The sequence below is a fragment of the Microbispora sp. CSR-4 genome (assembly GCF_008033685.1).
Classification (GTDB): Bacteria; Actinomycetota; Actinomycetes; order Streptosporangiales; family Streptosporangiaceae; genus Microbispora.
The window spans coordinates 49089-69377 of the sequence record NZ_VJVX01000042.1 but is presented as its reverse complement, the minus strand read 5'-3'; the positions used below and the strand labels follow the sequence as shown (position 1 = coordinate 69377).

21 protein-coding genes are annotated in these 20289 nt (G+C 73.3%); 11 read left to right on the top strand and 10 right to left on the bottom strand.

Going from position 1 to position 20289, the window contains the following annotated elements:
* Positions 1-102 precede the first annotated feature (102 nt).
* Both FLV34_RS27075 and FLV34_RS27070 read right to left on the bottom strand, forming a co-directional pair.
* A complete protein-coding gene (locus FLV34_RS27075) occupies positions 103-732 on the bottom strand; it encodes an MBL fold metallo-hydrolase (RefSeq protein WP_142648479.1) in 630 nt (209 codons plus the stop codon).
* A 69-nt stretch (positions 733-801) separates the two neighbouring features.
* On the bottom strand, positions 802-1308 hold the full coding sequence (locus FLV34_RS27070) for an HPP family protein (protein ID WP_142648478.1): 507 nt from the start codon (positions 1306-1308) through the stop codon (positions 802-804).
* Positions 1309-1423: 115 nt separating this feature from the next.
* Here FLV34_RS27070 and FLV34_RS27065 point away from each other — a divergent pair, with 115 nt between their 5' ends.
* The gene (locus FLV34_RS27065; RefSeq protein WP_187280747.1) at positions 1424-2020 is read left to right on the top strand and encodes a CBS domain-containing protein; all 597 of its coding nucleotides are present in this window, start codon (positions 1424-1426) and stop codon (positions 2018-2020) included.
* On the opposite strand, the gene FLV34_RS27060 is transcribed toward FLV34_RS27065, so the two are convergent.
* Both FLV34_RS27060 and FLV34_RS27055 read right to left on the bottom strand, forming a co-directional pair.
* On the bottom strand, positions 2021-2923 hold the full coding sequence (locus FLV34_RS27060; RefSeq protein WP_147944411.1) for a universal stress protein: 903 nt from the start codon (positions 2921-2923) through the stop codon (positions 2021-2023).
* 16 nt (positions 2924-2939) lie between these two features.
* On the bottom strand, positions 2940-4619 hold the full coding sequence (locus FLV34_RS27055; RefSeq protein ID WP_147944410.1) for a GAF domain-containing protein: 1680 nt from the start codon (positions 4617-4619) through the stop codon (positions 2940-2942).
* 176 nt (positions 4620-4795) lie between these two features.
* On the opposite strand from FLV34_RS27055, the gene FLV34_RS27050 reads away from it, so the two are divergent.
* Positions 4796-5254, top strand: coding sequence for an OsmC family protein (locus FLV34_RS27050; protein WP_142648474.1), 459 nt, complete (start codon positions 4796-4798; stop codon positions 5252-5254).
* Here the strand turns inward: FLV34_RS27050 and FLV34_RS27045 are convergent.
* Together FLV34_RS27045 and FLV34_RS27040 are read right to left on the bottom strand one after the other, a co-directional pair.
* The gene (locus FLV34_RS27045; RefSeq protein WP_260617314.1) at positions 5221-6024 is read right to left on the bottom strand and encodes an SAM-dependent methyltransferase; all 804 of its coding nucleotides are present in this window, start codon (positions 6022-6024) and stop codon (positions 5221-5223) included. The two genes, FLV34_RS27050 and FLV34_RS27045, sit on opposite strands and share 34 nt — an antisense overlap.
* A gap of 35 nt (positions 6025-6059) precedes the next feature.
* Positions 6060-6824 (bottom strand): IclR family transcriptional regulator, encoded by a 765-nt coding sequence (locus FLV34_RS27040; protein ID WP_147944409.1) that lies wholly within the window; start codon positions 6822-6824, stop codon positions 6060-6062.
* Positions 6825-6894: 70 nt separating this feature from the next.
* On the opposite strand from FLV34_RS27040, the gene pobA reads away from it, so the two are divergent.
* The 7 genes from pobA (at position 6895) to FLV34_RS27005 (ending at position 12969) form a co-directional block, all read left to right on the top strand.
* Positions 6895-8085, top strand: a complete 1191-nt coding sequence (gene pobA / locus FLV34_RS27035) for a 4-hydroxybenzoate 3-monooxygenase (protein WP_147944408.1) — start codon at positions 6895-6897, stop codon at positions 8083-8085.
* Positions 8082-8750 carry a protocatechuate 3,4-dioxygenase subunit beta gene (pcaH, locus tag FLV34_RS27030; RefSeq protein ID WP_142648471.1) on the top strand — a complete coding sequence of 223 codons (669 nt, stop codon included), beginning with the start codon at positions 8082-8084 and terminating at the stop codon, positions 8748-8750. Before pobA ends, pcaH begins: the two co-directional genes overlap by 4 nt.
* Positions 8747-9238 (top strand): protocatechuate 3,4-dioxygenase subunit alpha, encoded by a 492-nt coding sequence (locus FLV34_RS27025; protein ID WP_142648470.1) that lies wholly within the window; start codon positions 8747-8749, stop codon positions 9236-9238. The genes pcaH and FLV34_RS27025 overlap by 4 nt, the downstream gene beginning before the upstream one ends.
* Positions 9228-10397 (top strand): 3-carboxy-cis,cis-muconate cycloisomerase, encoded by a 1170-nt coding sequence (gene pcaB / locus FLV34_RS27020; RefSeq protein WP_222709636.1) that lies wholly within the window; start codon positions 9228-9230, stop codon positions 10395-10397. Before FLV34_RS27025 ends, pcaB begins: the two co-directional genes overlap by 11 nt.
* Positions 10394-11161, top strand: coding sequence for a 3-oxoadipate enol-lactonase (gene pcaD, locus FLV34_RS27015; RefSeq protein ID WP_142648469.1), 768 nt, complete (start codon positions 10394-10396; stop codon positions 11159-11161). Before pcaB ends, pcaD begins: the two co-directional genes overlap by 4 nt.
* Positions 11158-11562 carry a 4-carboxymuconolactone decarboxylase gene (pcaC, locus tag FLV34_RS27010; protein ID WP_147944407.1) on the top strand — a complete coding sequence of 135 codons (405 nt, stop codon included), beginning with the start codon at positions 11158-11160 and terminating at the stop codon, positions 11560-11562. Before pcaD ends, pcaC begins: the two co-directional genes overlap by 4 nt.
* Before the next feature lie 66 nt (positions 11563-11628).
* A complete protein-coding gene (locus tag FLV34_RS27005) occupies positions 11629-12969 on the top strand; it encodes a rhodanese-like domain-containing protein (protein ID WP_142648467.1) in 1341 nt (446 codons plus the stop codon).
* A 96-nt stretch (positions 12970-13065) separates the two neighbouring features.
* On the opposite strand, the gene FLV34_RS27000 is transcribed toward FLV34_RS27005, so the two are convergent.
* Together FLV34_RS27000 and polX are read right to left on the bottom strand one after the other, a co-directional pair.
* Positions 13066-14169, bottom strand: coding sequence for a cysteine--tRNA ligase (locus FLV34_RS27000; protein WP_147944406.1), 1104 nt, complete (start codon positions 14167-14169; stop codon positions 13066-13068).
* Between the two features lie 10 nt (positions 14170-14179).
* The gene (gene polX / locus FLV34_RS26995) at positions 14180-15898 is read right to left on the bottom strand and encodes a DNA polymerase/3'-5' exonuclease PolX (protein WP_147944405.1); all 1719 of its coding nucleotides are present in this window, start codon (positions 15896-15898) and stop codon (positions 14180-14182) included.
* A gap of 191 nt (positions 15899-16089) precedes the next feature.
* On the opposite strand from polX, the gene FLV34_RS26990 reads away from it, so the two are divergent.
* Together FLV34_RS26990 and FLV34_RS26985 are read left to right on the top strand one after the other, a co-directional pair.
* Positions 16090-17238 carry a sensor histidine kinase gene (locus FLV34_RS26990; protein ID WP_142648464.1) on the top strand — a complete coding sequence of 383 codons (1149 nt, stop codon included), beginning with the start codon at positions 16090-16092 and terminating at the stop codon, positions 17236-17238.
* The gene (locus tag FLV34_RS26985) at positions 17235-17840 is read left to right on the top strand and encodes a response regulator transcription factor (RefSeq protein WP_142648463.1); all 606 of its coding nucleotides are present in this window, start codon (positions 17235-17237) and stop codon (positions 17838-17840) included. The genes FLV34_RS26990 and FLV34_RS26985 overlap by 4 nt, the downstream gene beginning before the upstream one ends.
* Before the next feature lie 14 nt (positions 17841-17854).
* On the opposite strand, the gene FLV34_RS26980 is transcribed toward FLV34_RS26985, so the two are convergent.
* Together FLV34_RS26980 and FLV34_RS26975 are read right to left on the bottom strand one after the other, a co-directional pair.
* Positions 17855-18862: an acetamidase/formamidase family protein gene (locus tag FLV34_RS26980; protein WP_142648462.1), complete on the bottom strand. Its 1008-nt coding sequence runs from the start codon at positions 18860-18862 to the stop codon at positions 17855-17857.
* Complete coding sequence (locus tag FLV34_RS26975) at positions 18859-20253, bottom strand: APC family permease (RefSeq protein ID WP_142648461.1); 1395 nt, start codon at positions 20251-20253, stop codon at positions 18859-18861. The genes FLV34_RS26980 and FLV34_RS26975 overlap by 4 nt, the downstream gene beginning before the upstream one ends.
* Positions 20254-20289: the final 36 nt, after the last annotated feature.

Here is a 20289-nt window from a genome sequence, read left to right as displayed (position 1 = left end):
GAGACCCACGCCACCCCCGTGAACCACGGGGGCGGAGTGAATCGGTCTCGTGAGTGTCGGCCGCGAGGCGCGTGATCGTCAAGACCCGCGCGATGCCTGGGGTCAGTGGCCCCGGCGGATCCACTCGTCGAGGTGCGGCAGCTCGGCGCCGATCGTCGTGCTGTCGCCGTGGCCGGTGTGGACGACGGTCTCGGGCGGCAGGGTCAGCAGGCGGTCGCGGATCGAGTCGATGATCACGCCGAAGTCGGAGAACGAGCGGCCGGTCGCGCCGGGACCACCCTGGAACAGGGTGTCGCCGGTGAAGACGACGCCCAGCTCGGGCGCGTAGAAGCAGCAGGCGCCGGGCGAGTGCCCGGGAGTGTGGAGCACTTCGAGGCGGGTGCCGGCGACCTCGATGACCTGCCCGTCGGACAGCTCGCCGTCGGGCTCGCGGTGGGGGTGGGTGAGCCGCCAGACCGGCAGGTCGGCCGGGTGCAGCAGGACGGGCGCCCCGGTGGCCTCCGACAGGTCCGGCGCGACCCGCACATGGTCGTCGTGGGCGTGGGTGGCGAGGATGGCCAGGACGCGCCGGCCCGCGATCACGTCGGTGATCGCCTTGACGTCGTGGGGCGCGTCGAACACCACGCACTCGGCGTCGTCGCCGAGCACCCAGACGTTGTTGTCGACGTCGAAGGTCTGGCCGTCCAGGCTGAAGGTGCCCGACGTGACGGCATGGTCGATACGGGCACTCACTTGATGATCACCACCGTGCGGAACATGACCTTATTCTGCACGTGATCCTGGGGAACCCACGACCGGGGGTCACGGCCCCTGCCGCTGGTCCTCCGCCGTACGGGAGGGTTTGGGCGGCAGCACCGGCTCCAGGCGGAACATCCCGGCCGACACCTCCTCGTGCGGGGGCGCGGCCCCCCGTCTGCCGGCCACCGCCACGAGCAGGTCGGTCACGGTGACGAGGCCCTGCAGGGTGCCGCAGGCTCCGATGACCGGGACGACGTCCACGCCCGACTCCAGCATCACGGCCGCCACCGAGGAGAGCGGCGTGTCGGGCGACACGTGCGGGCATCTGCGCCCGCTCAGCAACTGGCGCACCTGGCTGCTCGACTGCTCCGCGGGACCGCCGGACCAGTGCGCCGCGATGTCCTCCCGCGTGAGCACGCCGAGGATGCGGGAGCCGGAGTCCACGACGGGCAGATGGTGCATCGACCCGCGGCGCATGAGTTCCCAGGCCATGAGCGGGGACTCGTCCGGCTTCACGGTCACGAGCACCCTGCTCATCACGTCGGCGGCGGTCATGCCTTCTACGGTCATCGTTCCTCCCTGCGCCATCTCCATCCGACCACGTGGGCGGGGGCGCCGCACGGGCCCAAAGACCCGACCGCCGGGGACCTCCGGCACCTGCCCGTACGGCCGGGGCGGCGGTGGAATGACCACGACGGCGACAGACGGGGGGTGGGCCATGCTGGCCGGTGAGGTCATGAGCAGCCCGGCGATCACGTTGCGCCCCGACGACTCCGTGCGGCGGGCGATCCGGGTGCTGTACGGCCACGACATCACGGCCGCCCCCGTGCTCGGGGAGTACGACGAGCTGGTCGGCATGGTCAGCGAGATCGACCTGCTGTGCGGCGCGTTCGCGCCGGGCGACGCGGCGCCCCGCACCGTGGAGGGCGTCATGTCGCGCCAGGTGAGCACGGTCGAGGAGACCACGGACGTGCGGGTGCTGACGGACCTCATGGTCGCGAAGCGGATCAAGAGCCTGCCCGTGCTGCGCGACGAGCGGGTCGTCGGGATGATCAGCCGCCGCGACCTGCTGGCGCTGCTGGCCAGGTCGGACGAGGAGCTGCGCGAGGCCGTCCTGGCCGCCCTGCGCGAGCGCTACCCCTCCGACGCGCCCTGGGAGGTGGTCGTGCGCGACGGCGAGATCGACCTGCGGGGTCCCGAGGGCCAGGGCCCCGAGCACGTGGCCGACCTGCTGGAGCGGACCGTCCCCGGGGTGCGGCCGGCCCGCCTGCTCCCCCGATGATCAGCGCGCCTTCACCACGGCGACCGGGCAGTGCGCGTGGCCCAGCACGGCGCGGCTGACCGAGCCGAGCACGGCCGCGGTGAAGGCGTTGCGGCCGTGGGAGCCGACCACGAGCAGGACGGCCCGCGACGACGCCTTGATGAGCGCGGAGACCGGATGGTCGTGGACCATGTCCAGCTCGGTCTTGACGTCGGCGTATCCGCTCTGCAGCGGCTCCAGCTCGCCGCGCGCGTAGTCCTCCGCGGCCCGCCGCATGGCGTCCAGGTCCATCGAGATCACGGGCCCGTACGGCACCGGCGGCTCCCAGGCGCAGACGATCCGCACCCGGTGACCGCGCAGCCGCGCCTCCTCGAAGGCGTACGTCAGGGCGGGCCCGGACTCCTTCGAGCAGTCGAACCCCACCACGATCTCGGCCCCCGCCTCCGGGGGCGCCGGCCGTACGACGACGACCGGCACGGCCACGTGCCCGGCGACGTGGTTGCCCACCGAGCCGAGCAGCATGCCGGGGAAGCCGCCCGCGCCATGGCTGCCGAGCACCACTTCGGCGGCGCGGGCGGCCTGGTCGCGCAGGACGCGGCCGGGACGCCCCTCGACGAGCACCGTCGTCACGTCGAGGCCGGGGCGCCGGTCCCGGGCGACCCACTCGGCGTGGGCGAGGATCTGCTCCCCGGTGGGCGCCATCCTGTCGTAGCTGTCGGGGATCGGATAGCGCGGGCCGTCGTACGGCAGGCGCTCGACGGCGTGGACCACCCGCAGGGGCAGGCCCCGCAGGGCGGCGTCGTCGGCCGCCCACTCCACCGCCCGGGTCGCCCCGGCGGACCCGTCGGTGCCGACGACGACCGGATCGACGCCCGGATCGACGCCCGGATCGACGCCCGGATCACTGATCGGCTGCTCGGTCATGGCGTAGTGCCCTCCCTCAGCGTGTCGAGCAGGGTGGTGACGGCAACGGGACGCTCCAGCACAGGCGTGTTCCCCCGGCGGCGCCGGGCCCGGCGGCGCACGACCCGCCCAGGCTCTCGGCGCGGTCGCACAGGTTGCGCAGGCCGCTGCGGCGTCCCCGCGGCGGGATGCCGACCCCGTCGTCCTCCACGAGCAGGGTCAGCCGGTCGTGGTCGAGGCAGACGGTGACGGCGGCGCGGGTGGCGTGGGCGTGCCGCACCACGTTGGAGATCGCCTCCCGCGCCACGGCCAGCAGGTGTTCCCCGACGGGGGCGGGCACGCGGGTGTCGAGCTGCCCGTCCATGCGCAGGGCCGGCAGGAAGCCGAGGGGCTCCCGGGCGCCCTCGACCAGCTCGACGAGCCGGGCGCGCAGCCCGGGGGCGCCGGCCGGGGTGCGCAGGGCGAAGATCGTGGTGCGGATCTGCCGGATCGTGCCGTCGAGCTCGTCGATCGCGGTCCGCAGCCGCGCGGCCGCCTCGGGGTGGTCCACCAGCCGCGTGGCGCCCGTGAGCGTCATGGCGATCGCGAACAGCCGCTGGATGACGACGTCGTGCAGGTCCTTGGCGATGCGGTCGCGGTCTTCCAGCAGGACGAGCCGTTCGGCGTCCCTGCGCGCCTCGTCCAGTTCCAGCGCGACCGCCGCGTGCCCGGCGAAGGAGTGGACCATGCAGACCTCCGCCTGGCTGAACGGGACGCGGCCGGGCCGCCTGCCGAGCGACAGCACTCCGCGCACCTCTCCGGGGGCGCCGAGCGGCACGGCGCAGGCCGCTCCCGTCTCCGCGCCCGCGGTGAGGAGGTCGATGTCGCCGAGATCGGTGATCACGCGGGGTTCCGCGTGGGCGAACGCCTGCCCGGCCAGCGAGCCCTCGACGGGCAGGCGGTGCGGCCGGGGCGGGCCGGGCACGCCGTCCGCGATCGCGACCCGCAGCGTCCGGCCGTCGTCCTCGGGCAGCAGGATCGCCGCCGTGTCCGCGCCGGCCATCCGCCGGGCGCGGCGGGCGATCAGGGTCAGCACCCGCGGCGTCCGCGCGCCGGACAGCAGGCTCCTGGTGATCTCCGCCGACGCCTGGAGCCAGGTCTCCCTGCGGCGGGTGTCCTCGTACAGGCGGGCGTTCTCGATCGCCACCCCGGCGGCGCTGGCGAAGGCCACGATGATCGCCTCGTCGTCCTCGTCGAACTCCCCTCCCCCGCGCTTCTCGGTCAGGTAGAGGTTGCCGAACAGCCGGCCCCGGACCCGTACGGGCACGCCGAGGAAGCCCGTCATCGGCGGGTGTCCCGGCGGGAAGCCGTACGACGCGGGGTGGTCGCGGATGCGGGCCAGCCGCAGCGGCCGGGGTTCCTTGATCAGCAGGCCGAGCAGGCCCAGGCCGTGGGGCCAGTGCTCGATGCGGGCGATCTCCTCCTCGCTCAGCCCGGCGGGGACGAAGCGGGCGAGGGTGTTGTCCTCGCCGATCACGCCGAGCGCGGCATATCGGGCGTCGGCCAGCGTGGCGGCGGTCTCGGCGATCCGGTGCAGCACGGTCTCGAGATCGAGGTTGCCGCCCACCGAGACGACCGCCTCCAGCAGCGCGTGGGCCCGGTCACGCGTCGACAGGACCGCCTGCAGCCTCGTGTGCAGTTCGGCCAGCAGCCCGTCCAGGTGCGTCTGCGGGATCATGGTCCGCTCCCTCGTGGGCGCCACGCATGCCCCCCACACTTGGAGTCTCGCAAACCGGACACTCCGGACTCGCGCTCTTTGCCAGGTCGCGACCGGCTTCTTACGGTGCGTATGCGCCTACCCGCCGTCGGTCACGGACATACTCGGATTGAGGCGAATCGACGCGGGGGTGCGTCATGAGTGAGCCGCGCGACGGCGTCATCCAGGTCGCCTGGCGCGGAGCCGACCGGTTCGACGTACGGATCCGGCGCCACGTGGTCCGCGCCGACCGGCCGCCGGACGTCGGCGGGAGCGACACCGGCCCCACTCCGGCCGAGCTGTTCGTGGGCAGCGTGGCGGCCGGCGTCGCCTGCTGTGCCGAGCGCTACCTGCGCCAGCGGCAGCTGCCCGCCGGGGTGGGCGTCACCGCGCGGTACGGCCTCGGCGTCTGCCCCGGGCGGATCGACCGCATCGAGCTGTCGGTGGACGCCCCGGGGCTGCCCGAGGGGCTGCGCGCCTCGCTCCTTTCGGTGCTGGAGCACTGCGCCGTCTGCACCACGCTGCGGGTGCCGCCGCGGGTCACGTTCGAGGTCCGCCGGTCCGTGCCCGAGAACCCCGTCGCTCAGGCCAGCCGGCCCACACCGCCGAGGACGTAGCCGCCCCTGCTGTGCCGGACGAGGTCGCTGTCGTTGCGCCAGTCGGCCACGTCGACCAGCCCCGGCTCCACCACCTCGAATCCCGTGAAGAACCGGGCGATGTGCTCGGGCGTGCGGTCGCGCAGCGCGGCCGTCGACTTCTCGTACACCTCCCGGGCCTCGGTGATCGTGTCGTCGCTCAGGCGGCCCTGGGTGCCGTGGGAGATCACGAGATAGCTGCCGGGGGCCATGCGCTCGCGGAAGTAGGACACCACCCGCTCGGCGTCGTCGTCGTCCACGAAGTGGAGCACGGCGACGAACAGCACGGCCACCGGCTTGCTGAAATCGATCAGCTTCTTGGTGATCGGGCTCTCGACGATCCGGTCCGGGTCGCGCATGTCGGCCTGCACCACGCCCGTACGGCCACTGCCGGTGAGCAGCGCCTGGCCGTGCGCGGCGACGACGGGGTCGTTGTCGACGTAGACGACGGTCGCCTCGGGATCGACCTCGTGGGCGACCTCGTGGACGTTGCCCTGCGTGGGGATGCCGGTGCCGATGTCGAGGAACTGCCGGATGCCCGACTCGCCGAGGAAGCGGACGGCGCGGCCGAGGAAGTCGCGGTTCTGCCTGATCACCAGGCGGCCGTCGGGGCCGACCAGTTCGAGCAGCTTCTCGGCGGCGGCCCTGTCGACCGCGAAGTTGTCCTTGCCGCCCAGCCACCAGTCGTAGATCCGCGCCACGCTCGGCGTGGAGAAGTCGATGGCCTTCAGCGCTTCCTCGTCCCGGCTCACCCGCGATCCCCTCGCCTTTTCGCTTTGCGACGATCTTACGGGCGGGCCAGGGCGGCCCGGTAGTCTCCGGCGATGCCGGCCGCGACGGCCAGCAGCGGATCGACCAGGCGGGGCAGCTCGCGCACCCGTCTGGAGGAGACCACGATGCCGACGGCCGCGACGGGCCGGTCGCCGACCAGCACCGGCGCGGCCGCCGAGCAGGAGCCGAGCGTCATCTCCTCGTGCGTCGTGGCGTACCCCTGGGCGCGCACCTGGGTCAGCTCGCGGGCCAGCCGGCCCGGCTCGGTGATGGTGTGGGGGGTCGGCCGCTCCAGCGGCCTCGACAGGTAGGAGCCGACGAACCAGCCCGGTTCGTAGGCGAGCAGCGCCTTGCCGACGCCGGTCGGGTGCATGGGCAGACGCGTACCGGTCCGCGACACGATCGGCACGGCCCGCTTGCCGTACACCTTGTCGACGTAGAGCACTTCGAGCCCGTCGCGCACCGCGAGGTGGACGTTCTCCCCGGTGCCGCCGAACAGCTCCTGCAGCCAGGGGTGCGCCACCTCCTGCAGCGGGTCGGGAGCGAGCTGCCCGAGCTCCCACAGGCGGCGGCCGATCTGGTAGCGCCCGTCGGCGCCGCGGCGCAGGGCGCGCCACTCCTCCAGCTCCCCGGCGAGCCGGTGGACGGTGCTCAGCGCCATGCCGGTCCGTTCGGCGATCTCCGTCAGCGTGAGCCGCGGGTGGTGGGCGTCGAAGGCGCCGAGGATGGCCAGCACCCGGGACGTCACGGAACGCCCCGGATCGCGTGCGCCGCCGGCCATATGACTCCCTCTTCCACTCAGTAGAAGCAAAGCCTACGCGAGACGGCGGCTGCTTCCCGATGCTTTAGCCATGCGAACTCAGGTCGGGATCATCGGAGCCGGGCCGGCCGGCCTGCTGCTCTCCCATCTGCTCCATCTGCGCGGGATCGAGTCCGTCGTGCTCGAACGCCGCAGCAGGGAGTACGTCGAGCGGCGGGGGCGGGCGGGAGTGCTCGAACAGGGCACGGTCGACACCCTCATCGAGGCGGGGGTGGGCGAACGGATGCGGCGGGAGGGCCTGCCCCACCACGGCATCGAGCTGCGGTACGGCGGAGCGGGCCACCGCATCGCCTTCGAGCGGCTGGTGCCCGGTCGCTGCATCACCGTGTACGGCCAGCAGGAGGTCGTCAAGGACCTGATCGCCGCGCGCCTGGCGGCCGGGGGCGACATCCGCTTCGAGGTGGACGACGTGGCGGTGCACGACATCGGCACCGACCGGCCGTACCTCACCTTCACCGGGGCGGACGGCGCGGGCGAGCGGCTGGACTGCGACGTGATCGCCGGGTGCGACGGCTTCCACGGGGTGTCCCGGCCGTCGATCCCCGAGGGCGTGCTGACCGAATATCAGCGCGACTACCCCTTCGCCTGGCTCGGCATCCTCGCGAGGGTGAAGCCGTCGTCGGAGGAGCTGATCTACGCGCGGACCGAGCGCGGCTTCGCGCTGCACAGCATGCGCTCCCCGGAGATCAGCCGGTTCTACCTCCAGGTCGCGCCCGACGAGGACCTCGCCGAGTGGCCCGACGAGCGGATCTGGTCCGAGCTGCGGGCCCGGCTGGAGACCGTGCCCGGTTTCACCCTCGCCACCGGGGAGATCCTCGAACGGGGGATCACGCCGATGCGCGGCTTCGTGGCCGAGCCCATGCAGTACGGCAGGCTGTTCCTGGCCGGGGACGCGGCCCACATCGTGCCGCCGACCGGCGCGAAGGGGCTCAACCTCGCGGTGGCCGACGTGCGGGTGCTGACCGAGGCGCTGGCGCGGTTCTTCGCCGACGGCTCGACGGAGGCGCTGGACGGCTATTCACAGGCCTGCCTGCCCCGGGTGTGGCGGGCCCAGCACTTCTCGTGGTGGATGACGACGCTGCTGCACACGTTCGAGTCCGACGACGCCTACGCCAGGAAGCTGCAGACCTCCTACCTCGACTACGTGACATCCTCCGAGGCGGCCGCGACGACGCTGGCGGAGAACTACGTGGGCCTGCCCTACCAAGAGGAGAAGCCATGACACATCCTCCTTACCTGCACCCGGACTACGCCAGCACGGTCCTGCGGGCGCCGTCCCGGCCGCCGCTGGAGATGAAGGAGGACCCGGAGGCGGCCGAGCTCACCGGCCCGGTCTTCGGGCACGGCGAGGTGGATCCGCTCGACGCCGATCTGACCGCGGGCCACGCGGGCGAGCCGCTCGGCGAGCGCATCATCGTCACCGGGCGCGTCCTCGACGCCGCGGGCCGGCCGATCCCCGGCACCCTGGTCGAGGTCTGGCAGGCCAACTCCGCCGGGCGGTACGCCCACCAGCGCGACCAGCACCCGGCCCCGCTCGACCCCAACTTCACCGGCGCGGGCCGGTGCCTGACCGACGACGAGGGCCGCTACCGGTTCGTCACGATCAAGCCGGGGGCCTATCCCTGGCGCAACCACCCCAACGCCTGGCGGCCCGCGCACATCCACTTCTCGGTGTTCGGCACGGCGTTCACCCAGCGCCTGGTGACGCAGATGTACTTCCCGGGCGACCCGCTGTTCGCCTACGACCCGATCTTCCGGTCCATTCCGGACCCGGCCGCCCGTGAGCGGCTCGTCGCCGCGTTCGACCTCGACGTGACCGAGCCGGAGTGGGCTCTCGGCTATCGGTGGGACATCGTGCTCGGCCAGACCCCCATGGAGGACGCGTGACCACTCCCTCGCAGACCGTCGGGCCGTTCTTCGGGTTCGCCCTGCCGTACGCGGCCGACTGGGAGCTCGTCCCCGAGGGCCATCCGGGGGCGGTCACGATCACCGGCGTGGTGCTCGACGGGGCCGGTGAGCCGGTGCCCGACGCCCTGCTGGAGCTGTGGACCGGAGAGCCCGGCGAGCGGGGCGCCCTCAGCCGGAAAGGCGCCGGGGCGTCCGGCTTCGGGCGGTGCGGCACCGCGCCCGACGGCTCCTACCGGTTCCGCCTCGCGCCGCCGTCCCGGCCGTACGCCGCGCTGCTGGTCTTCGCGCGGGGCCTGCTCAAGCCGGTGCGCACCCGCGTCTATTTCGCCGACGCGCCCGACCCCCTGCTCGGCTCCCTCGACCCGGCCCGCCGCGCGACGTTGCTCGCCCGCCCGGAGGGGCAGGACGTCTACCGGTTCGACGTACGGCTGCAGGGCGAGCGGGAGACGGTCTTTCTTGAGTTCTGATGTGGGGTTGCTCTCCCCGGTGTGGGCGGGCACGGACGTCGCGGCGGTCACCGGCGACGACGCCTGGCTGCGAGCGATGCTGGAGGCGGAGGTGTGCCTCGCGCGGGCGCAGGCCCGTCTCGGCGTCGTCCCTGAGCGGGCCGTCGCCGCGATCGCCGAGGCGGCGCGTGAGGACCGTCACGACGCCGCCGATCTCGCCCGCCGCGCCAGGGACGCGGGCAACCCGGTCGTGCCGCTGGTCAGGGACCTGCGGGCCGCGGCCGGCGAGGCGGGGCCCTGGGTGCATCACGGCGCCACCAGCCAGGACATCCTCGACACCGCGGCGATGCTGGTCGCCGCGCGGGCCCGCGAGGTGATCCTGCGCGACCTCGATCGGGTGCTCGCCGCGCTGGCCCGGCTGGCCGCCGATCACCGGGACACCCCGATGGCGGGGCGCACGCTCGGGCAGCAGGCCGTGCCCACCACGTTCGGGCTGAAGGCCGCCGGGTGGCTGGCCGGCTGCCGCGACGCGCGCGACCGCCTCGCGGCGGTTCGGCTGCCGGTGCAGCTCGGCGGCGCGGCCGGCACCATGGCCGGGTACGGCGAGCGGGCGCTCGACCTGCTGCCGCTGTTCGCGGCCGAGACCGGGCTGGCCGAGCCGGTGCTGCCCTGGCACACGCTGCGCACGCCGGTGACCGACCTGGCCGGCGCGCTCGCCGCCGTGACGGGCGCGCTGGGCAAGCTCGCCACCGACGTGATCCTGCTGGCGCAGAGCGAGGTGGGCGAGGTCGCCGAGCCCGCCGCGCCGGGCCGGGGCGGTTCGTCGGCGATGGCGCACAAGCGCAACCCGGTGCTCGCCACGATGATCAGGTCGGCGGCGCTGCAGGCGCCCGCGCTCGCACAGATCGTGCTCGCCGCGCGGGTCGCCGAGCACGGGCGGCCCGCCGGGAGCTGGCACGCCGAGTGGCAGCCGCTGCGCGAGTGCCTGCGCCTGGCAGGCGGTGCGGCGGAGACGGCCGCCGAGCTGACCGAGGGGCTGGAGGTCTTCCCCGGGCGCATGCGGCACAATCTCGATCACCTGCGCGCCGTGCTGGCCGAGCACGGGGAGGACGGCGGCGTCGGGCAGGCGCCCGCGCTCGTCGACCGGGCGCTGGAATGGTACACGAGGAAAGACCGATGATCCTGAACCACCGATTCGACGGGCCGCCGGACGCCCCGGTCGTCGTGCTCGGGCCCTCGCTGGGCACGACGCTCGGCCTGTGGGAGCCGCAGCTTCCCGCGCTCACGTCCACCTGGCGGGTGCTCCGCTACGACCTGCCCTGCCACGGCGGATCCCGGGCCGCGTCCGGATTCACGCGTGATCTGACCGTGGACGATCTCGCCGGCGGCGTGCTGGCGCTGCTCGACCGCCACGGCGTCGAGGCCGCGGCGTACGCCGGGGTGTCGCTGGGCGGGGCCGTCGGGACCGCTCTGGCGCTGCGTGCGCCGGATCGGATCGCGAGCCTGGTCCTGTGCTGCACCTCCGCCCGCTTCGGCACGGCGGACAGCTGGCGCGAGCGCGCCGCGCTGGTCCGCGCCGAGGGCACCGAACCCCTGATCGAGGCGACGCGGGGCCGGTGGTTCACTCCGGGATTCCCCGACGCCGAGCGCTACCTGGACATGCTGCGCGGCGCGGACCCCGAGGGATACGCCGCGTGCTGCGACGCCCTGGCGGTCTTCGACGTACGCGACCGGCTCGGCGAGGTCCGCGCGCCCACTCTGGTGATCGCCGGAGCGGACGACCCGGCGACCCCGCCGTCGCACGCGGAGGTCCTGGCCGAGGGCATCCCGGAGACCGAGTTGCTGGTCGTGCCGGGGGCCGCCCACCTGGCCACCGTCGAACGCCCGGACGTCGCGACCCCGGCGATCACCGAGCACCTGACCACCCGCTGGAGGACGGCATGAGCTACGACGACGGCATGCGGGTGCGCCGCGAGGTGCTGGGCGACGCGCACGTGGACCGGGCGCGGGCGCGCACCACCGAGTTCACCGCGGACTTCCAGAACCTGATCACCCGGTACGCCTGGGGGGAGATCTGGACCCGGCCGGGGCTCGACCGCCGGACCCGCAGCTGCATCACGCTCACCGCCCTGGTGGCGGGCGGGCACCTGGAGGAGCTGGCCATGCACGTGCGGGCCGCGCGGCGCAACGGGCTCACGACGGTCGAGATCAAGGAGGTGCTGCTGCAGACCGCGATCTACTGCGGGGTGCCGGCCGCCAACGCCGCGTTCGCCGTCGCCCAGCGGGTGCTCGCGGAGGAGGTCTCGGAGGAGGTCTCGGAGGAGGTCCCGGAGGACGCCTCATGACGCCTGGGAGGAGGTGAAGTCCTTCTCCCTGGGTACGGGTGCCTCACGAGCAGAGGAGGGACCTGAATGATCGAAATCATCCCCGTCGAGACCCCCTCCCTTGGCGACCGCGGCTACCTCGTCACCGACGGGAAGGTCGCCTTCGTGGTGGACCCGCAGCGGGACATCGACCGGGTGCTCCGCCTGGCCGAGCGGCGCGGCGTCGAGATCCGCCACGTCTTCGAGACCCACGTGCACAACGACTACGTGACCGGCGGGCCCGCCCTCGCCTCGGCCACCGGCGCGGACTACCACGTCAACGCGGCCGACCCCGTGGAGTTCGACCGGTGCCCGATCGAGGACGGCGACGTGGTCGAGATCGGCCCGCGCACGCGCCTGCGTGCCGTCGCCACCCCCGGCCACACCTTCACCCACCTGTCGTACGTGCTGGAGTGCCCGGACCGGCCGCCCGCCGTCTTCACCGGGGGCTCGCTGCTGCACGGCACGACCGGGCGGCCCGACCTGCTCGGCCCCGAGCACACCGGCGCCCTGGCGCGCGCCCAGCACGCCTCGGCGCACCGGCTGGCACGCGAGCTGCCGGCCGAGACCGGCGTCTTCCCCACCCACGGGTTCGGCAGCTTCTGCTCGGCCGCTCAGTCGGACGTCACCGAGTCGACCATCGGCAGGGAACTGCGGGTCAACCCGGTCCTGACCCGCGGCGAGGACGAGTACGTGAAGGCGCTGCTGGCCGGGCTGGACGTCTATCCGGCGTACTACGCGCACATGGCCCCGCTCAACCTGGCCGGGCCCGACGCGCCCGACCTGTCGCCGCCGCGCCACGCGGACGCCGCCGAGCTGCACCGCCGCCTGCGGGCAGGCGAGTGGGTGGTGGACCTGCGGTCCCGTACGGCTTTCGCGTCCGGCCACCTGGCGGGGACGCTCAACTTCGGGCTGGACGGCAACCTCGCCGTCTACCTGGGCTGGCTCCTTCCCTGGGGGACGCCGGTGACGTTGCTGGGCGAAACGCCCGGGGACATCGCGCGGGCCCAGCGTGAGCTGGCGCGGATCGGCATCGACCGCCCTGCCGCGGCCGCCACCGGAGGACCCGCCGAGTGGGCCGGCGACGACAAGCCCGCGTCCATGCCGTCGGCGACGTTCGCCGACCTGGCCGCCGTACGCCGCAGCCGCCCGATCGTGGTCCTGGACGTGCGCCGTGAGATCGAGTGGCGCGGGTCGCACCTCCCGGGGGCGATCCACATCCCGCTGCACGAGCTGCCCGCGCGGCTGGGCGAGGTGCCGGACGGCGAGGTGTGGACGCACTGCGCGAGCGGCTACCGCGCGTCCATCGCCGCCTCGATCCTGGCCGCCGCCGGGCGTGACGTGGTGGCCGTGCACGACGCGTACGACGGCCGGGCCGCGGCCGCGTAGAACACCGCGTAGTTCGGGCAGCCCAGCTCAGGCAGCCAGCTCAGGCAGCCCAGCTCAGGCAGCCCAGCTCAGGCAGCGCAGCTCAGGCAGCGCGGATCAGCCGAGCGCGAGCACCGCGATCACGGTGCGGGCGGCCTGCCCGCCCTCCTCCTCGGCGATCTCCAGGGCGGTCGCGACGTCGAGGTCGTCCAGCAGGGCGCGCACCACCGCCCGCTCGCCCGTGCCGGAGGCCGCGGGCCGCCCGGCCGCGGTGCGGGAGGCAGCACGGTGGAGACGCTCCAGCCGGGCCTCGGCCTTCTCCAGGTCGCCGGGGCGGTAGTCCCAGTCGTCCGCCCACGGGTGGCCGAGGAGCAGCAGGCGTACGGCGCCGGCCGGATGGTGCCGCAGGAGATCGGCGGTGAAGACGAGGTTGCCCGCCGACTTGGCCATCTTGGCGCCGTCCCCCCGCCCCCCCCCCACGTGCAGCCAGGAGCGGGCGAACGGCCGCACACCGGTCACCGCCTCGGCCATCGCGGCCTCGTAGGCGTGGTGGGGGAAGCGCAGGTCGGCGCCGCCCGCGTGCAGGTCGAGGGCGGGGCCGTACGTCGTCAGCGCCATGGCCGCGCACTCGGCGTGCCAGCCGGGCCGCCCGTCGCCCCACTCGCTCGGCCAGCCCGGCTCGCCCTTCGCCGACGGCCGCCAGACCGCGACGTCCGCCGGGTCGTCGCCGTCCGCCGGGTCGTCGCCGAACTCCGCCAGGAGGCGGGCCGCCTCCTCGGGACCGAGCCCGGCCCGCTCACGCACGCCCGCGCCGCGGAAGTACACCGCGCCGTCCCTCTCGTACGCGTGGCCCAGCTCCAGCAGGGCACGGGCGAGCGCCACCACCTGCGGCACATAGGTGTGCGCCCGCGGCTCGTACGTCACCGGGTGCACGCGCAACGCGGCCATGTCCCGGTCGAAGTAGAACTGCTGCACGGCGGCGAAGCTGTCGTAGGGGCGGCCGGCCAGGCGCGCCGCCGAGGTCAGCACGTCGTCCACGTCGGTGACGTTGCGGCAGACCTCGACGGGCACGCCCACGTGCCGCAGCACCCGCACCGCCACGTCGGCCCACACGAACGTCCGCGCGTGACCGAGATGGGTCGTGTCGTAGGGCGTGATCCCGCACACGTACATCCGGGCGCGGCCCACCACGGGCAGCGGCCGCCCGCCGATCGTCAGCATGAAACCCCCTTCATCCCGGGCGGAGGAACTCCCGCAGCCGATCCAGTGGCCACGTGTTGATTACCCGGTCGGGGGTGAGCCAGCCGCGCTGCGCGGTGCCGACGCCGTATCGCATCACGTCGAGGTGCGGCACGGCGTGCGCGTCGCTGTCGATCGAGAACAGCACGCCCATGTCGGCGGCCCGCCGGACGAGGTCGGAGGGCAGGTCGAGCCGGTCGGGGAAGGAGTCGATCTCCAGCGCCGTCCCGGTGCGCACGCAGGCGTCGAACACCCTGGTCCAGTCGGCGTCCACCGGCTCGCGCCTGCCGATGATCCGCGCCGTCGGATGGCCGATGATCTTCACGTACGGGTTCTCGCAGGCCCGGATCAGCCGCCGGGTCATCTCCTCGGGCGGCTGGGTGAAGTGCGAGTGCACCGAGGCCACGCACAGGTCGAACCCGGCCAGGAACTCCGGCGGCCAGTCGACCTCGCCCTCCGGGCCGATGTTGAGCTCGCACCCGTGCAGCAGCGTCATGTCGTGGCGGGCGGCGCCGAGGCGCCGGAGCCGCTCGCGCTGGGCCAGCGCCTTCTCGTCGGTCATCCGCTGCATGAACAGGTTGGGCGCGTGGTCGGTCACCGCATAGTAGGCGTAGCCGCGCGCCGCGGCCGCCTCGATCATCTCCTCCAGCGGCGCGAGCCCGTCGGTCAGGTCGGTGTGGGTGTGCAGGTCGCCGCGGATGTCGGCCAGGGTCACCATCTTCGGCAGCTGCCCTGCGAGCGCGGCCTCGATCTCCCCGGTGTCCTCGCGCAGCGTCGGCTCGATCCACGGCAGGCCGAGCATGCCGTACACCTCCGCCTCGTCGGCCGAGGTGATCTTCTCGCCGGTCGCCACGTCGAACACGCCGTACTCCGACAGCTTCAGCTTGCGGTGCACGGCGATCTCCCGGGTGCGGATGTTGTGCGCCTTCGAGCCGGTGAAATACTGCAGCGCGGCGCCCCAGGAGTCCCTCGGCACCACCCGCAGGTCGACCTGCAGCCCCGCGGTCGTGCGGACCGAGCTCTTCGTGTCGCCGTGGGCGATCACCTCGGTGACGTACGGCAGCGTGGTGAAGGCCGCCATCAGGGCGGCCGGGTCCTTCGCCGTGGCCAGCACGTCGACGTCGCCGATCGTGTCCTTCATCCGCCGCAGCGACCCGGCGTACGCGCACCGCTCGCAGCCCGGCACGGCCGACAGCGCGGGCACGATCTCCTCGGCGACCGCCATCGCGGTGCCGATGTGCACCCGGCTGCCGGTCTTGCGCATCACCTCGATGCCGTGCAGCAGGTTCTCCTCGGTCTTCGGCCCGAAGCCGTGCAACCCGCGCAGGTCACCGGCGCGGATGGCGTCCTCCAGCTTCTCGATCGAGTCGATCCCCCGCTCCTGATAGAGCAGCATGGCCTTCTTCGGCCCGAGCGTGGGGATCGTGGTCAGCATGCGCACCCCGGCGGGGATCTTCGTCCGCAGCTCCTCTAGCCGGTGGATCGACCCGGTCCGCAGGTATTCCTCGATCTTGGCGGCGATCGACTCACCGACGTTCGGGATCGCCCGCAGCTCGGCCGCGTCCATGCCGTCGATGTCGCGGCCGTAGCCGCCGACCGAGCGGGCCGCCTTCTCGTAGACCCGCACCTTGAAGGCGTCGCCCCCGGTGATCGCGATCAGGTCGGCGTACTCCTGCAGCAGCCCGGCGACCTCCTCGTTGCAGCGTCTCATCACAGGCACCCCCAGGCCAGGCTGCGACGTGTCCCGGGGCCCCTTCCAGGTGCGGAGGTCCCCACCGGCTGTGACCGAAGACCCAGGGACCGGAGACCCAGGGACCGGAGACCCAGGGACCGAAGGCCCGCGTGACCCAAGATCCGCCTGACCTTGTCCGGTTCGGCCGGAAGGCGACCATAATGGCGACCATGACGGAATCGGCGGCGAAGCCCGTGCGGCTGCCGGGCCGGTTGCTCGTCGCCGCGTTCGGGCTGACCGCCCTGCTGCTGATCTCTCCGGCCGCGGTCGCCGCGTCGGTGGTGCCGGCGTGGCCCGCCTGGACCCTGGTGGCCGCCGCGGGGCTGTCGTTCGCGGGAGCCGTGCTGACCACCCGCCTGGACCGCCCGGACGTACGGCCGGTGACGGCGGCGTTCGTCGGGCTGCTCGCGGCGGTCGTGGTGGCGGCGGCCCTGGCCTACCGGGAGGACGGCTGGCAGACGCTGTTCTCGCTGCTCGCCGTGGCCGTGGCGCTCGTGCTCCCGGTCAGGGCGGCGCCCGCGCTCGTCGCCGTCACGGCCGTGCTGGCCGCGGTCGTCCCGGTGCACAGCTCGGTCGGCGAGGCGCTGTGGGGCGCCGGGCTGACCACCTTCCTCGCCGGGATCACGACGTACGGCTTCCGCCGGATGGGCGAGGTGATCGCGGAGCTCGCCCGGACCCGGGAGGCGCTCGCCGTCGCCGCCGTCTCGGCCGAGCGCCTGCGCTTCTCCCGTGACCTGCACGACCTGCTCGGCCACACGCTCTCGATGGTCGTCGTCAAGGCCGAGGCCGTACGCCGGCTGGCCCCGCGCGACACCGAGGCGGCCGTGCGGCACGCCGCGGACATCGAGACCATCGGGCGGCAGGCGCTGACCGAGGTGCGCGAGGCGGTCACGGGCTATCGGGACGCGAGCCTCGCCTTCGAACTCGACAGCGCCAGGGCGGCCCTGGAGGCGGCCGGCATCGAGTGCGTGGTGAAGGAGTCGGGGCCCGCGCTGTCATGGGAGACCGACATGCTGCTGAGCTGGGTCGTCCGTGAGGGGATCACGAACGTCGTGCGGCACTCCGGCGCCCGGCGCTGCGTCATCACGCTGCGCCGCGACCGCGACCCGGTGCTGGTCGAGATCAGCGACGACGGCCCCGACGACGACAGTGACGACGGCATGGGCGGGAAGGACGGCAGCGGCCTGCGCGGGCTGCGCGAGCGCCTGGCCGTCGCGGGCGGGCGGCTGACCACGGCCCGCACGCCGCGCGGCTTCGTCCTCACCGCCGAGATCCCGCACGCGGGCGTGGACGACGACGATCGGAAGGACGGCCTGTGACCCGGGTGCTGATCGCCGAGGACCAGACGATGATGCGCGACGCGCTCACCGTGCTGCTCGACCTGGAGGACGACTTCGAGGTCGTCGCGCAGGTCTCCACGGCGGGCGAGGTCGTGCCGGCCGCGCTGCGGGTCGAGCCCGACGTGGCACTGCTCGACATCGAGATGCCCGGCGGCAGTGGTCTCGACGTCGCCGCGGACCTGCGGGACGCCCTCCCGGAGTGCGTGGTGGTCATCGTCACGACGTTCGGGCGGCCCGGTTATCTGCGCCGGGCGCTCGACGCGGGCGCCCGGGGCTTCGTGGTCAAGGACCGGCCCGTCGGCGAGCTGGCCCAGGCGATCAGGCGCGTGCTGGCGGGCGAGATCGTGGTCGATCCCGCCCTGGCCACCGCCGCCCTGAGCGCCGGGCCCAACCCGCTGACGCCGCGCGAGCGCGAGGTGCTGGCCGCCGCCGCGGACGGCTCGGCCGCCGCCGACATCTCCCGCCGCCTCTACCTGTCGGAGAGCACCGTACGCAACCACCTGTCGGCGTGCATCACCAAGACCGGCACCCGCAACCGCATGGAGGCCGTACGGGTCGCCCGCCACAACGGCTGGCTGTGACCCTCGGCGACCTCTCAGCGGCCGAGGTACTCCTCGCCGAGGGCGCGCAGGCGGGCGTGCGCGGAGCCGTACACGTCCGGGCCGCCCAGGTAGGCCTTGGGCAGCTTGGCGACCATCGTGTAGTTGGTGTCGCAGACGTTGCCGACCGGGGCCTGCCCGCCCTGGCTGACGAGCTGGTAGGCGTCCAGCTCGTCGAGACCGGTGAGGGAGGAGGTCCAGGTGACGAGGTCGTGCTGGCTGATGCGGTAGGCGTCCTCCAGCGGCCGGGCCGAGCCGGTGGACATGATGTGGTGGTCGTCCTCCAGCCGGGGCCACGGCGTGCCGACGCCCTTGATCAGCTCGACGGCGACGACGGTGTTCATCGCGGCCTCGACGGCCGTGCCGCAGACCTCGCCGTGGCCCTGCCGGCAGTGTCCGTCGCCGATGGCGAACAGCGCGCCCGGCACGTTGACGCCCAGATAGACGGTGACCCCGGCACGCAGCTCGGGGGTGTCCATGTTGCCGCCGTGGGCGTCGGGGGTGATCGTCATCCGCGCCTCGGCGGCGGCCGGGGCGACGCCCACGGTCCCGTGCATCGGGTCGAGCGGCATCTCGACGGCGAAGTCGCCCCGCCGGGCGCGGTAGCGCACGGTCCGCTTCCCGGCGTCCACCTCGTACATCCACACGACCTCCTCCAGCGGCGGCTGGAGGGTGGCGGTGGTGTGCGTGCTCGTCAGCGCCCCGAAGTGCGGGAACGTCGTGGAGACCGCCCAGTCGCGGGCGGGCTCGATCGAGACGAAGTGGAGGGCCAGCGTGTCGCCGGGCTCGGCCCCCTCGACGTGGAACGGGCCGGTGACCGGGTTCAGGTAGGGGAACTCGCAGACCTGCGAGGGAAGGTCGCCGGGGCCGCGCACCCGGCCGCCGAAGCAGTCCTCGGTGTACAGCTCGAGCACCGTGCCCGGGGCGACGGACTCGACGGCCGGACGGCCGCCGAAGGTGTACGCCAGGTCGTCGGGACGGGGACGGTAGGACACGACGTTCACTCGGTGGCCTCCGGGGTGACGGCGGACAGGGTGGGGCGCCGGCCCATCATGTAGGAGCCGGCGAGGATCACGACGCCGATCGCCAGCCAGACGAATCCGAGCACCTGGGCGGCGATGCTGGCGTTGATCACGACGTAGAGCAGGATGAGGAAGCCGATCGCGGGGGCCACGAGGTGCCGCCACCAGTCACGGCTGCCGTTGCGGACGACGTAGTGGACGACGACCGAGACGTGCAGGGCGAGGAACGCGGTCATCGCGCCGAAGTTGACCAGCGAGCCGAGCAACCCGATGCCGTCGTCGCGCGTGCTCATGTACAGGCCGAGGGCCAGGGACACCGCGGCCACCAGGAACGTGGCGTTGACCGGCACCTTGTGCTTGGGGTGCACCTTGCGGAGGAACGCCGGGAGCTGGCGGTCGCGGGCCATGGCGAACAGCAGGCGGGAGGTGGCCGCCTGGGCGACCAGGGAGTTCGCGAACCCCCAGGCGACGGCGGTGGCGACGGCCGTGAGCACGCTCAGCCAGTGGCCTCCGGCGTACTCGGCGGTGTCGTAGAACGCGTTGTCGCCGCCGTGGGCGAGGAGCTCGGCGCGGTTGGGGGCGAGCAGCGCCGCCACCCAGGTCTGCGCGACGAACAGCGCGCCGGCCAGGACGAGGGCGAAGACCATCGAGCGGCCCAGGCGCCGGGTGCTCTCGCGGCTCTCCTCGGCGAGCATCGAGATGCCGTCGAACCCGAGGAACGACAGCACCGCCACGGACACGGCTCCGAACGCCAGCGGCCAGGAGAACGTGGAGGAGTCGAACAGCGGGCTGAGCGCGGCGCCGTGGCCCTTGCCCTGTGCCAGGGCGACGATCCCGACGATCAGGAAGATCGCCAGCACGATCAGCTCGGCGACCAGCATGATCTTGTTCATCCGGGCGGTCATCTCGATGCCGAGGTAGTTGACCACCGTGTTGAGCACGATGAAGGCGATCAGCCACACCCAGATCGGCACGCCGGGCACGAACGACGTCATGGCCGAGCTCGCCACGAGGTACAGCAGCGCCGGCACCAGCACGTAGTCGAGCAGGATCACCCAGCCCGCGAGGAAGCCGACCGGGGCGGCGATGCCCCGGCCCGCGTACGTGTAGACCGAGCCCGCCATCGGGAACGCCCGCGCCATCTGGGCGTACGACTGGGCGGTGAACGCCATCGCGACCATGCCGATCACGTAGGCGAGCGCCACCATCCCGCCGGACGACTGGAAGACGCTGCCGAAGATGCCGAACGGCGCGATCGGCACCATGAAGATCAAACCGTAGATGAGCAGGTCGGCGAAGCTGAGCGAGCGCTGCAGCTCTTGTTGGTAACCGAAGCGCTCGACGCTGGGCGCCGTTGGCTGTGGGGAGGACATGGATCCGCTCCTAAACGCACATGGGGGCAGAGCCGT

Excerpts from the sequence above, each read along its gene's own strand:
- FLV34_RS27070 (WP_142648478.1), bottom strand. The coding sequence starts at position 1,308 with ATGACCGTAGAAGGCATGACCGCCGCCGACGTGATGAGCAGGGTGCTC.
- FLV34_RS27065 (WP_187280747.1), top strand. The coding sequence starts at position 1,424 with ATGACCACGACGGCGACAGACGGGGGGTGGGCCATGCTGGCCGGTGAG.
- FLV34_RS27060 (WP_147944411.1), bottom strand. The coding sequence starts at position 2,923 with ATGACCGAGCAGCCGATCAGTGATCCGGGCGTCGATCCGGGCGTCGAT.
- FLV34_RS27055 (WP_147944410.1), bottom strand. The coding sequence starts at position 4,619 with ATGATCCCGCAGACGCACCTGGACGGGCTGCTGGCCGAACTGCACACG.
- FLV34_RS27050 (WP_142648474.1), top strand. The coding sequence starts at position 4,796 with ATGAGTGAGCCGCGCGACGGCGTCATCCAGGTCGCCTGGCGCGGAGCC.
- FLV34_RS27040 (WP_147944409.1), bottom strand. The coding sequence starts at position 6,824 with ATGGCCGGCGGCGCACGCGATCCGGGGCGTTCCGTGACGTCCCGGGTG.
- pobA (WP_147944408.1), top strand. The coding sequence starts at position 6,895 with ATGCGAACTCAGGTCGGGATCATCGGAGCCGGGCCGGCCGGCCTGCTG.
- pcaH (WP_142648471.1), top strand. The coding sequence starts at position 8,082 with ATGACACATCCTCCTTACCTGCACCCGGACTACGCCAGCACGGTCCTG.
- pcaD (WP_142648469.1), top strand. The coding sequence starts at position 10,394 with ATGATCCTGAACCACCGATTCGACGGGCCGCCGGACGCCCCGGTCGTC.
- pcaC (WP_147944407.1), top strand. The coding sequence starts at position 11,158 with ATGAGCTACGACGACGGCATGCGGGTGCGCCGCGAGGTGCTGGGCGAC.
- FLV34_RS27005 (WP_142648467.1), top strand. The coding sequence starts at position 11,629 with ATGATCGAAATCATCCCCGTCGAGACCCCCTCCCTTGGCGACCGCGGC.
- FLV34_RS27000 (WP_147944406.1), bottom strand. The coding sequence starts at position 14,169 with ATGCTGACGATCGGCGGGCGGCCGCTGCCCGTGGTGGGCCGCGCCCGG.
- polX (WP_147944405.1), bottom strand. The coding sequence starts at position 15,898 with ATGAGACGCTGCAACGAGGAGGTCGCCGGGCTGCTGCAGGAGTACGCC.
- FLV34_RS26990 (WP_142648464.1), top strand. The coding sequence starts at position 16,090 with ATGACGGAATCGGCGGCGAAGCCCGTGCGGCTGCCGGGCCGGTTGCTC.
- FLV34_RS26975 (WP_142648461.1), bottom strand. The coding sequence starts at position 20,253 with ATGTCCTCCCCACAGCCAACGGCGCCCAGCGTCGAGCGCTTCGGTTAC.